8 protein-coding genes are annotated in these 12432 nt (G+C 58.4%); 4 read left to right on the top strand and 4 right to left on the bottom strand.

Going from position 1 to position 12432, the window contains the following annotated elements:
- Nucleotides 1–71 precede the first annotated feature (71 nt).
- The gene (locus CWO91_RS43495; protein WP_208753130.1) at nt 72–4904 is read left to right on the top strand and encodes a beta strand repeat-containing protein; all 4833 of its coding nucleotides are present in this window, start codon (nt 72–74) and stop codon (nt 4902–4904) included.
- Nucleotides 4905–5061: 157 nt separating this feature from the next.
- On the opposite strand, the gene CWO91_RS39030 is transcribed toward CWO91_RS43495, so the two are convergent.
- Both CWO91_RS39030 and CWO91_RS43490 read right to left on the bottom strand, forming a co-directional pair.
- On the bottom strand, nt 5062–5358 hold the full coding sequence (locus CWO91_RS39030) for a hypothetical protein (RefSeq protein ID WP_130220697.1): 297 nt from the start codon (nt 5356–5358) through the stop codon (nt 5062–5064).
- Between the two features lie 421 nt (nt 5359–5779).
- Nucleotides 5780–5971: an excalibur calcium-binding domain-containing protein gene (locus tag CWO91_RS43490; protein WP_165406017.1), complete on the bottom strand. Its 192-nt coding sequence runs from the start codon at nt 5969–5971 to the stop codon at nt 5780–5782.
- Nucleotides 5972–7689: 1718 nt separating this feature from the next.
- Between CWO91_RS43490 and CWO91_RS39010 the strand changes: the two genes are divergently transcribed.
- Nucleotides 7690–8361, top strand: coding sequence for a hypothetical protein (locus CWO91_RS39010; RefSeq protein ID WP_130220694.1), 672 nt, complete (start codon nt 7690–7692; stop codon nt 8359–8361).
- 192 nt (nt 8362–8553) lie between these two features.
- Here CWO91_RS39010 and CWO91_RS39005 read toward each other — a convergent pair whose 3' ends face one another.
- Together CWO91_RS39005 and CWO91_RS39000 are read right to left on the bottom strand one after the other, a co-directional pair.
- Nucleotides 8554–8757, bottom strand: a complete 204-nt coding sequence (locus tag CWO91_RS39005; protein ID WP_165406015.1) for an ABC transporter substrate binding protein — start codon at nt 8755–8757, stop codon at nt 8554–8556.
- 391 nt (nt 8758–9148) lie between these two features.
- Nucleotides 9149–9454, bottom strand: a complete 306-nt coding sequence (locus tag CWO91_RS39000; RefSeq protein WP_245471517.1) for a hypothetical protein — start codon at nt 9452–9454, stop codon at nt 9149–9151.
- 1854 nt (nt 9455–11308) lie between these two features.
- Here CWO91_RS39000 and CWO91_RS38990 point away from each other — a divergent pair.
- Together CWO91_RS38990 and CWO91_RS45700 are read left to right on the top strand one after the other, a co-directional pair.
- A complete protein-coding gene (locus CWO91_RS38990) occupies nt 11309–11857 on the top strand; it encodes a VCBS domain-containing protein (RefSeq protein ID WP_130220692.1) in 549 nt (182 codons plus the stop codon).
- Nucleotides 11758–12432 (top strand): VCBS domain-containing protein (locus tag CWO91_RS45700; RefSeq protein WP_433995605.1); only part of this gene is annotated, 675 nt, incomplete at its 3' end. The genes CWO91_RS38990 and CWO91_RS45700, both read left to right, overlap by 100 nt.

Below are 12432 nucleotides of genomic sequence, written 5' to 3'. Positions count from 1 at the left end.
CCGTGCAGGGCAACGGCAGCTGGAGCAGCACGGTCACGCTCAACAACGGCCCGAACTCGCTGACCGCACGGGTGAGCGATGCGGCCGGCAACATCGTGACCAGCAGCGCGGTGGTCTATTTTGTCGGCGTGCCCGGCGCCATTCTCGGCGACGCTGGCGACAACACCCTGACCGGGACTGCCGGGAACGATGTATTCCAGGGCTTTGGCGGTAATGACATATTCAACGGGTTGTCGGGTGTTGATCGAGCGGTCTATGTCGACGCGACCGGGGGCATTACCGCCGATCTGACGGCAGGGACCGTGACGGGTCCAGGTGTCGGCACCGATACGTTGATCGGTATCGAAGCCATCCAGGGCAGCAACTTTGCCGACCAATACTCGGCGGTCGGCTTCAGCGGCAATTCCGGGGTGCCTGGTACGCCAATTGGCTTCAACAGTTTCGAAGGCATGGGGGGCGACGATATCATCGCCGGCACGGTCAATCCTTCCGGAGAGATTCTGACCCGCATTTCCTATGTCAGTGCGACAGCGGCAGTCGTCGTAGATTTCGCCGCGGGAACGGCGAACGGCGATTCGTCAGTTGGCAATGACATCTTCACCAACGTCAATTCGGTCATTGGCTCCGCATTTGGAGACACGCTGCGGGGCAGCGACAATCCGAATGGTACTTTCGAGCAGTATGACGGTCGTGCCGGCAACGATCTGATCGACGGCCGCGGCGGCTACGATTTCGCCATCTACAACAACGACATCGCCACAGCCACGGGTATAACCGTCAATCTTGCAACCGGAACCGTCACTGGCGATGCTACGATCGGAACCGACACGCTGCGTTCAGTGGAAGCCGTCCGCGGCACCAACTTCGCTGATACTTACGATGCAACCGGTTTCAGCGGCACCAGCACCAACGCCGGATCGAGCGGCACCTTCAACAATTTTGAAGGCATGGGCGGCAACGATATCATCATCGGCAATGGCAACACCCGCATCCAATATACGCAATCAAGCGCCGGCGTGACGGTCGATTTCCTTGCGGGCACCGCGATCGGCGATGCCTCGGTGGGGACTGATACGATCGCCGGCGTCAACGCCGTCATGGGCTCGATGTTTGCCGACACCTTTTCCGGCAGCGGCGCCAACGAGAACTTCATGGGCCTTGCCGGCGACGATTTTATCGACGGGAAGGGCGGCTTCGACACGGCGCAATATGCCAACCTCACTTTCACGACGGGTGGGATCAGCGTTCAACTTGCAGCTGGAAGGGTGACAGGCGATGCCTCGAGCGGCACCGACACCTTGCGTTCAATCGAAGCCATTCAGGGCACTAACTTTATCGACACCTATGACGCGATCAATTTCGGCGTCACGGGAGCTATCGATCCCGCGACCGGCCTCCCCTATGCCAACGTCGGCAACAATGGCACCTTCAATCAATTTGAGGGAATGGGCGGTAACGACATCATTACCGGCAACGGCAACACGCGTCTGATCTACGCCAATGCGACCGGCCCCGTGACGATCACTTTCAGTCTCAATGGCTGGACCAGCACCACCAGCGGCGCGTCGGGGACCGTGACCGGTGATGGATCCGTAGGCACCGACACCTTCTCGGGCGTTGGCTCGGTGTCAGGGTCGTCATTTGCCGACACCATCACCGGCTCGAACAATCCAAACAACACCTCCGAAGAATTTTCGGGTCGCGCCGGCAATGACTTCATCGACGGCAGGGGTGGGTTCGACAGAGCTTTCTACAACCACGATGGCTCGGCTTCAGGTATTCAAGTGGATCTGGCTTCGGGCGTGGTGACCGGCGACGCTTCTATCGGAACGGACACCCTTCGATCGGTCGAAGCGATTCGCGGGACCGCCTTCGCCGACACTTACGTTGCGACCAATTTCGGCGTCTCCGGGCCGAATGTTGGCGATTTCGGTACTTTCAACGAGTTTGAGGGGATGGCCGGCAATGACACCATCACCGGCAACGGCAATACCCGCATTGCATTCTACAATGCCCTGGATGGGGTGACCGTCGATCTCGCCACCGGCAACTCCCACGGGACGGCCTCCGGTGATCTCGCAGACACCGGGACAGACACGTTCACCGGCGTGAATGCCGTCCGTGGTTCGTCGTTTGCCGACGTCATCCTCGGAGATGCCAATGCCAATACGCTCGACGGCAGGGATGGCAACGACCGGATCGATGGTCGTGGCGGTGCCGATACCCTGACTGGCGGGAACGGCTCTGACATTTTCGTCTATGCCGATGGCGGCGGAGCAGACACCATCACGGACTTTGACCGCACCCAGGGCGACAAGATTGATCTGACAGGTTTGTCCGGCATCTTCACGCTCGCAGACGTTCAATCGAAATCGACGGTGAGTGCCGGCAATACCATAATCGATTTCGGGAGCGGAAATGCTCTGACGCTGATTGGTGTAACCGGCCTCCAGCAAAGCGACTTCATCTTTCCGAACGCCACCAACGGCACCTCGGGCTCGGATGTGCTGCTCGGAACGAGCCAAGCGGATGCAATTTACGGGCTTGCAGGAAATGATCGGCTTCAAGGATTCGGCGGCAACGATCTACTCGATGGCGGAGCCGATTTCGACCGCGCTGTCTACACTGATGCCACGGGCGGGATCTCGGTCAACCTTGCGGCGGGCACGGCATCCGGTCCGGGAGTGGGGACCGACACGCTCGTCGCGATCGAAGGTGCGATTGGCAGTGATTTCGCGGACACATTCAATGCGACCGGTTTCGCAGGAGCCACCGGTATTCCCGGCACACCCGTCGGGTTTAACGAGTTCGAGGGTCGAGGCGGCAATGACACCATTCTAAGTGCCGTGAACCCTTTGGGCGCGGCTCTGACGCGGGTTTCTTATGTGAGCGCCACTGCTGGTGTGACCGTCGATATCTTGGCCGGAACGGCGGATGGCGATGGATCGGTTGGTCACGACACGTTTGTCGGCTCCGGCATTATTGCAGTCTGGGGCTCTGCGTTCGCAGATACCCTTTTCGGAAGCAACAATGGATTCGGCACGATCGAGGTCTTTGCCGGCTTCGCTGGCAACGATGTGATCGACGGCCGCGGCGGCTTCGACCGCGTCGACTACAATCACGATTCGACCACCGCGTCAGGTATTACTGTCAATCTCGCAGCTGGCACGCTGACGGGAGATGCCACGGTTGGTAATGATACACTGGTGTCGATCGAAGCTGTCCGAGGCACCAATTTTGCCGATAACTACAACGCCTCCGGGTTTGGCAACACCAGCACGAACTCCGGTTCATCGGGGACCTTCAACGAGTTCACCGGCGAGGGCGGCAACGACATCATCATCGGCAACGGCAACACGCGCATCGGATTCAATAATGCGACCGCGGGCGTTGTGGTGGACATAGCAGCCGGCACGGCTACCGGGGACTCCTCGGTCGGAAATGATACGTTCACCGGCGTCAATGCCATCATGGGCACGATGTTCATCGATTCGCTGTCGGGAAGCGGCATCAACGAGACATTTACCGGACTTGGCGGCAACGACACGATTGACGGTCGCGGCGGCTTCGATACCGCCAGCTACAACAACATCTACCTTTCGACCGGCAGCGTCACCATTGACATGGCGACCGGCACGGCTAGCGGCGACTCCTCGATCGGCGTGGACACGCTGCGCTCGATCGAAGCTATCCAGGGAACCATTCTTGCCGATACCTATGTGGCAACGGGATACGGCCTCGCAGGCGCTCTTAACGTCGGCAACAACGGCAGCTTCAACCAGTTCGAGGGACTTGGCGGTGACGATGCCATCACCGGCAATGGCAACACGCGTCTGATCTACAGCAATGCGACCGGTCCTGTGACAATCACTTTCAGTCTCAATGGCTGGACCAGCAGCACCAGCGGTGCGTCGGGTACCGTGACCGGCGATGGGTCCGTAGGCACCGATACCTTCTCGGGCGTCGGTTCGGTGTCAGGTTCGTCATTTGCCGACACCATCACCGGCTCTAACAATCCAAATGGTACAGCGGAAGATTTTGCCGGTCGCGCCGGCGATGACTTCATCGACGGTCAAACTGGTTTTGACAGAGCGTTCTACAACAACGACGGGTCTGCGTCAGGTATTCAAGTCGATCTGGCTTCGGGCGTGGTGACCGGCGACGCTTCGATCGGAACGGACACTCTTCGGTCAATTGAGGGGATCCGCGGGACCGCCTTGGCCGACACTTATGTCGCGACCAATTTCGGCGTCTCCGGGCCGAATCTCGGCGATTTCGGTACATTCAACGAGTTTGAGGGGATGGCCGGCAATGACAGCATTACCGGCAACGGCAATACCCGCATTGCATTCTACAATGCCCTGGATGGAGTGACCGTCGATCTCGCCGCCGGCAACTCCCACGGGACCGCCTCTGGTGATGCCGCAGGTGTCGGGACAGATGCGCTCGCCGGCGTGAATGCCGTCCGTGGTTCAGCTTTCGCTGACTTCATTTTCGGCGATGCCGGCAACAACACATTGGATGGGCAAGCAGGAAATGACGTGATCCAGGGGCGAGGAGGCGCCGACACGTTGATAGGAGGAGCGGGAAACGATCAATTCGTCTTCGCCGCGGTGTCCGACTCCACGGTAGCAAGCCATGATACGATCAGTGATTTCGTTCATGGTGCAGACCTCATCGACACCTCGGCGATCGCGGGAGTGACGAGTGTCCAGGGCTTGCTAAGCGGGAGCGCCCAAGTCGCCGCGCATAGTATCGCGTGGATTCAGAGCGGCGCGAATACGATTGTCTACGTCAACAGCTCGGGCGCTGCACAGAACCAGGGGTCGGCGGATATGGAAATTGTTTTGACCAGCGTCACTGCGAATACTTTGACCAATCAGGACTTTCTCTTCCAGATCTAACGGCGCAATTCTTTGCTTCTCGGACTGCAGGGCCTATGGTTGTGAAATCCTTGCCGAATTGTGCCCATCGTGCGCAATGTCTGGTTCCATAGTGCTCCACACACACACTGGTGTAACCGCAAAATCGCTGCCGCGGCGGACGGCGAGCGCCGGCGCTTCATTGAGCCGGCCCAAAACTCTGCAAATGGGCCGAAGCCTGGTCGGCGCCGAGGAGCGCCGCACTATCCACATAATCGATGTGACCGCCGGCGATGCTGATGCCTGAGAAGGTAAAGCTATCGTCGCTAGCATCGAAATCGCTGCGCGCCGCGTCGCCTTCCCAAGGAGATCGACTATCGAGTGAAGCGCATGAACTTTCGCGCATGCGGTCCTCGTATGCCCAGAGCTCGGTGGGCAGACTGCCTTCCCTGAGCAGGTCACGATTGCGGTGCGGAAAGGCAAACCAAGCGATCAATTCCCTGCTTGCAGGGACTTTTACAGGGAAAACTGCCCGCCCCAGGGGGCGTCACCGGGCATAAAAATGCGAAATGAGCCTTGAAATCGCAGGCATTGCGACGCGATGCATCAAAATTGGAACAGGGAAATTCCGCTGATGATGAGGGAATGTGCTCGCGTCAAACAGGCAAAATGTCTTGCCGCTCCCATCATTGGAGCGGATTGGATTGGCTCTGTGACGTTTGGGTGCTCAAGGAGAGGCGCCTCCCCACGAGCGCGACCATGGCCGATATGCAGTCGGCAATGAAGCAAGATCACATCCCGATGACAACGCTTCCTACGGATCAAAAGCAGCGACGCATGCGATCATGGATCGGCGACCGCTCTTCCACCGACAGCTAACACACGACTACTAGGCGCGTCGCAAAGGCCCGCGCAACTCAATCTGAGTTGGTCGCTGTTGTTAGACGCGAGACATCTCCCCGCCGCGGCCGCCATGGTTCGCAAGCAACCCCATCCCCATCGCGATCGTGGTGCTTCCAATAGCCTGGCTCTCCGCGCCTCGCGGGTGCTAGGCCGACCAAGCGGGCAAAATCACAGTTGGGGGCGGACGCGATATGTTTGAGCGTCATCGTGACGGGCCACGGGCTCGAAATAAGGAGCCAAATAGCCGGATAGGCGACCAAAATGGCAGCGGTTGCGATCAATGCCGTGATAGCCCACCGCAGCTTAGTACTTCGATTATGGCGTGCCGATACCGCACGGAAACGACGCTGCAAATTGCGCAGTCGCTGTTCAGGACCGGGACCGGGACGAACGGGATTGGGGTTAGGAAGGTGGGGCATGAAATGATCAGAATACCATCACGGAAATCTTCATTCGCGAACTAGGCGCGCGGCAGGCGCGTTCGAAACACGGCGGCTATGTCGCCACCTCGCTTGCGGCCGATTCGCCCGTAACAGTTCGCATTCGCAAGCTCTGTCTGTACTCGATGGCCTCGGCTATTTCGCGGAATTCCAATTGGCCGGCTAGTTGATCAAGATGCGCCTTCACCTTGGACGGCGTCGCTCGAAAGAACTCTCGTCTTCGGTTCACTTCGTTTACGCGGCAGTCCGACAATCGATCATGCATGGACGTTTCGATCCCCAAAAGAACTGGACTGCCGCCGGAGATTACCAACACGATCTCAGGTTGAATGAGAATTCCAGAGCGTCCCTGCACTTTCAAGCAGAGTCGTGAGATCGCGACGTGAGACCTTGGGCTTAGCGCAAGGGCCGAAGCACCCGTCAATTTCCCAAGTATTGGCCAGCAGACTCACTGGTTAACTACTGCGGTCGAGTGCCGCACCATGGCAAGCCGAAGCCAAAGCAATAGGGCCGAGCAGAAGTCCGACGTTTGGTCCTGCTCACCCGCAGGGAGTTCGTGTATCGAGATCGCGGCCAAACTGGGCCGTCCCGCCGGCTCAGTGAGGGCGAATGGCGCGGACGATAGGCATACTGTTGAAGAGGTCGCTGTCGAGGGACCTCTCATGCGCTGCCCGAACGAAGGCAACGCGGCTGCTCCTAAAGGCCGAAGCCTCGACCAATCTCCCGCACAAGCTTGAGCGCGGCGTCAGTATTGCGGCCATAGAAGAACGCTCGATCAAGCTGCGAGAAGATGCCTATTCCAAATAGCGCGATAGCAATGCCTCTAAACATGGTTGTGGACCGGGTTGAACGATGCTGCGAAAGTTCAAAACGGCCCCAGCCGCAGGATTGGGGCAACAGCCGGGGCCGGCATTCCCATTCCAATGTGCCGCACTCCGCGGTAATCGGCACCCGCTCAGCTAGCCACATGAAAGCTAATGAACTCTTTCGCTCGCCCTTGTTCGGGCGGCCCGCCCCCGCCGTCGAAGTTGGTGCAATGTGTCGCACACACTCCCCGTCTGCTGCTTCGCTGACCTGCGCACGCTTCTCCTCTCGATGCGGAAAGCGAATTTAGAACGCCTACTGGCGCGCCGTCCTGAAGGCGTCTTCGTCAGTCCCTTTGAACGCGGTGAGCTTGGGCCTGATCTGTTTCGAGCTGCCTGCACTTGAAGGGCTAGTATGCAAGCCCGGGGACCGGCCCCGAGGCTGGATGCTGTCGCGCTTGAATCAAAGTGAAGAACCGGTCCCACCCCCGGTTGCTTGCGTCAACGAAGCATTTGCCTGAACTTTTTCACGGCTTGGCTTCATCCCGCACCTAGCCTAGCATTAGCTAGCTTTAAAGCGAACCGCATCAGCCAGCGGACCTTCATAGCGATGGGGGCTTATCGTGGCCGCGGTGTCGTTTGGCAGATCGACGGGTTTCTCTATGAGCCGCGGCTCTTGCGATGCGCCTTCAAAACCTCACTTTTGATAATTGGCTGGAGCACGCATTTGGACGCGAGGTTCGCTTTCAGCAAGCGCCTTGGTACTTCGATGCCGCGCATGATTGGTGGGATCCGCCCCCGATAGAAGCCGTGGCTTATCTCACTCGACTGTTTGAAGATCCGGAGCCAGCGTTACAGGGATTCGCTGATAGCCAAATCGCGCAAGGCTTAACCTATCTCGTGAATACGAACGCAGGTGGCGATAACCGATGGCTTTGTTCAACTGATGTTCCGGTCGAAGACCGTGTTCGGTGCGTTACTTCCGTCGCTGCTCTATTTGCGAAATTGTTCGAGCCTCGTTGCGCTCCTACCCTGTCCCACCTGAGCGAGGCCGATACCAAAGCACTAAACTGTGTTTGCTACATGTGGTGGGATGCGTTTCCGAGCTTGGCTCTTCCTGACGACCCCGACCTGCCAACGCTCCACGATTGCGCGCTGCATACCATGGAGCGCATCCTTCAGCTCAAATCGATCGCCTGCCAGGAAAGCGCTCTACACGGGCTTGGACACTGGCACCGAGACTACAGCGAGAAAGTCACCCAAATCATAGACCGCTTTTGCGAGGCGCATTCTAGCGCCGACCCGCGCCTTTCGGCCTATGCCCAGTTGGCCCGGTGCGGATGCGTCCTGTGATCCGCGGCAGTGGCGCCATTGTTGCGTCCCGCCCCGCATTGAGCGCAAACGTCGGCTGAAGACTTCGTGTTGTCGATGCATAGGCCGCGTACTCATTGTCGCCTTGCAGCTTGATGTCCGCTCAACCTCCAACGGCGAAAAAGCGGACATCTCCTGAGATCGCAAAAGGGCCAATAAGCAACGTCATAATGCCTACTCGATCACTACATCGGCCCGCGTCAGCACGGTCGGTGGCATGTTGATGCCGAGTGCTTTGGCGGTCTGAAGGTTTATGACAAGTTCGTACTTGGTCTGCCGTTCGACCGGCGGGTCGCCAGGTTTCGCACCGTTGAAAATCTTGTCGACAAAGGTCGCAGACCGGCGAAACTGATCTGGCAAGTCGATCCCGTAGCTCAAGAGGAAGCCGCCTCCGCGTATTCTCTCACCGCAGAGATTGCAGGCAGCCGATTTCTGACGGCCATGACGCCAATCAGGCCGCGATGGTTGAACAGCACCCCATCGCTCAGCACGACGAGCCCCTGCGTGCGTTCTCTCACCATTGTCGCGAACGCTTGTTCAAGTATGTCCGGCGAGGCCTAAACCTGGGACCATAGTCGCCGCCTGACCAACCGGAATTGACGCACGCGTGACTCAAGTGCGACGAGATCGTTCCTGCGCTTAATATGTGAATCGTTTGTCGCTTTTGCCGAACGACGACCTAACAACAGCACCGAATGCGGTGATCGCGCCAAGCCATCCGAAGCCGATGGGGATCTTGACCGATGAAGAGCGCGATGTCTTTTCGGCGTCAGCCGCGCTTCCTCTGAGAGGACGGCTTGAATTCCACGACCTCGTGCTGTTCGCCGGGATCGGACTGCCCTTTTTGTTTCACGATTTGCTCAAGCTCAAGAGCTTCGATGGCGAGTTCATCCGCCATTCGTCTAAACAGCTCGCGCTTTTCGACGTCGGTCGCCTGCTGACTCATAAGGGTAAAGTCTCTGGCGTCAGAGCGGAGCTTTTCCAATCGTAGCCTGAGGTCCTTCATGTTGTTCTGGCTCAGGTTCTTAAACTGGTCCTCGGCGCGAACAATAACCTTTGCTTGCTCGAATGCCACATGAATTCAACTACCGAGATAGGAGATTGGTTCTCCTTAACTGCTCACTCGTCGCTTGTTCACCGTGCGATGCCAGTCGCAGTCGCCGGCTGGACCAATCTCTGGAGACGGTTTCGGACGTTGCGGCCTGAGGACGTCGAGCGTGGTTTCGCGGCGGGCCCGTCCTAACCGCTGCCAGTCCAGCCGCCCAATCTGGAGCCACCCCTATCTGCTTCACGCCGGATGAGGTGCTGGAACACGGTGCCAAGGTGCATGAATGTTCGAAAGCGCACAGACTCAAGTTTTGCGCCGGACTGGGCTGCGATCCTGGGCGCTCGCCAAAGTGCTCGGGCCTGACGGCCTCGGCATCTTGGTAGGGTGGATGTCGAGGCGGTTTTGACCTGGGGCTGCGCTAAGGTGGCTCTTTTGCAACGCGCTATGGTGCCGCCTGCATCCTAGGTATGAGGCAGGAGGTAGGTAAGTTCGGCAGAACTAAACCAGCTACGGTCGGTCCTCATGCGTACTGTCCTTATTTTGGGGATATGGCTACTGATCAACGTTCTGTTTGTTATGGTTGTCCTGCCCTCGCGCAGGCCAATTCCCCCTCCCAGACCGTCGGAGCCGGTTCCGATCAATAAGATCACCCGTCGATTGGAAGAGCATAAGCCACCATCACTGGGGCGCGCTATTGTTTCGGTTGCGACCAGAGTTCTTTTTGTTCTCGTCCTTCCCTTCGTTCAAGCGTGGGATGCAATCAGCAGGCGCCTCAGAGGGCACCATGACTAGGATGCGTGGGGCGCTGAAAACCTCGAGAAGCGCGAAGTCCGGGTGCAGCAGCGACGCCGGTTCAAGTCCTCTAGCCGGGCTTACGCCAACGAGAAGATCGACCCCGGCGAGCGGATACAGGTAGGATCGACTCGACCACGGCCCTGCCGGTCTTGATATCGGCGCGGCTCGATGCGGCCGCCGACCTGCGCGAAAGCAAGCCCGCCCCTCTCTCTGACCAAGCGCATCGCGCCCCGCTGGCGAGCACGAAGTCGTCGGGCTTGTCGGCTTGCGAGATCATATGCATGCCCTCGACATAGTCTTTGGCATCGCCGCAAATTAAATAATAGACCCGACGGACAGAAAGCCGGCGCTTCAATTTAGCGGGCATCGAGCCACAAAATAATATCGCTGACCGCTATGCCGTGGAGATAAATCCGTAGAATACCGGCGTCGCCTGTGAGAGACGACGCAAAAGCCCCACTTATTGTTGATTTCGCTCCGTTAATCATTAAATTCGCCATGCGAATAAAAAAATGGACGAGGGAAAAATATTAAATTAGTTTTAAATTTAATCCGGACCCGAATGATCGTGATCGCTCCTGATCGCGGGCATCGCTCCCGGAGCGGAAGAATATTGCAGAACGATAATAACAAACGTGGGCGGACCGAGTGCCGGACACGAATGGGCAGGGGAATACAGCTCTAGATCTCTTCGCGTCAATCGCCGCAGTTGGCCAGATCGTCGCTCATGGGCGGACATGTCGTCCGTCCAAACGGACGCTCGTGATTTGCGTGAATTGATTTTGCGGCGACACCTCTGCCCCGCATTGGCAGACGAGGGTTGCGAATGAGGTGCGCGCGTTTTGTGTGGGAGTTCGAGACATCCTCTTGTGAGCTCCGAGCGACACTGGCTCCAACTAAGCTTGAGTTCGTCACACGCTTTCTTTGCGCATTTTCGAAAACCCTCAGCATGACGACAGTCATGCTCGGCAGCACAACAATTTTCTTCAGCAGTATAGGCAAGGCAGCGGCCACCCATCACCGCGCCATTGTGCAATTTGTGCAGGCCCGTGAAGGCGGACTGCGTAGCACCCGGAGGATTTAGCTATGGCGACGCAGACAACGGACGGTGGCAGCACGGTTTCTTTCGGAAACACTCCGCAAGCCAACACCGACGTTTTCTCGTTTGTGGAAGACGCAAGCAACATTCTCATCTTGAATGTGCTGGCAAATGATCTTGGCGGCGCGGCCAAGACGCTGTTCTCACTGGACGACGGAACGAGCGCCTCCGCGTCCACCAAGAGCTACGCACCTGCGGATCTGCTGGTCAAGGATGTGGCGTACAGCAGTGACGCAGCCGGCATGGTCGGAACCGGCGACCGCAGCGCGCTCGGTGCCCGCATCTGGATCGAGTCGGACGGCACCATTCACTACGATAAGGGCGACATCAACACTCAGCTTCAGGCACTCGCGGCCGGGCAAACGCTGACTGATACATTCACCTACGCGATCCAGCTGGGCAACGGCACGCTCAGCTGGGCGACGGTGACACTCCAATTCAATGGCGCAAACGACGTGGTCTATATGACCTCGAGCCCGCAGAGCGGCTCGGTGGTCGAAGGCGCGCGTCGACATCGGCCCCCTCGGAGTCCCTGAATACCGCAGGCACCATCAGCTTCACCGATGCGGATCTGAGTGATACGCACACAGCGACGTTTGTAGCGTCACCCACGAATACAACCTCGCTTGGCACGTTTTCGCTCGATCCGGTCAACGAGGCGGCCAATGCCGCGAACGGCTCGGTGCAGTGGCACTATGCCTTGAACAATAGTGCTGCGCAGTATCTCGCCGCTGGCCAGAGCGTCACCGAGAGCTTCGTGGTGACCGTCAACGACGGCCACGGCTCGACGTCTACGCAGACGGTTACGGTAACGATCACCGGGACCAATGATCTGGCAACCGTCAGCTCGGACTCCAGGTCCGTCACCGAAGGCGATACCGCCGCGGCGCTCAACGCCAGCGGCCAGCTCACCATCACCGACCCGGACACCGGCGAAGCCCATGTCGTGGCGCAGACCAACGTCCACGGCAGCTACGGCGACTTCAGCATCGATGCCAACGGGGCCTGGAGCTACACCGGCAACGGCGCCCACAATGAGCTCACCGCCGGGCAGCAGATGCAGGACCAGTTCACGGTGACCAGCCAGGACGGCACCGCCACCGGCACCGTC

This window comes from Bradyrhizobium genosp. SA-3, from assembly GCF_004212635.1.
Taxonomy (GTDB): domain Bacteria; phylum Pseudomonadota; class Alphaproteobacteria; order Rhizobiales; family Xanthobacteraceae; genus Bradyrhizobium.
The sequence above is the reverse complement of the archived record's forward strand: the minus strand, read 5'-3'. Positions and strand labels throughout refer to the sequence as shown.

Coding starts and splice junctions, on each gene's coding strand:
- CWO91_RS39010 (WP_130220694.1), top strand. CDS start 7,690: ATGCGCCTTCAAAACCTCACTTTTGATAATTGGCTGGAGCACGCATTT.
- CWO91_RS43490 (WP_165406017.1), bottom strand. CDS start 5,971: ATGACGCTCAAACATATCGCGTCCGCCCCCAACTGTGATTTTGCCCGC.
- CWO91_RS38990 (WP_130220692.1), top strand. CDS start 11,309: ATGGCGACGCAGACAACGGACGGTGGCAGCACGGTTTCTTTCGGAAAC.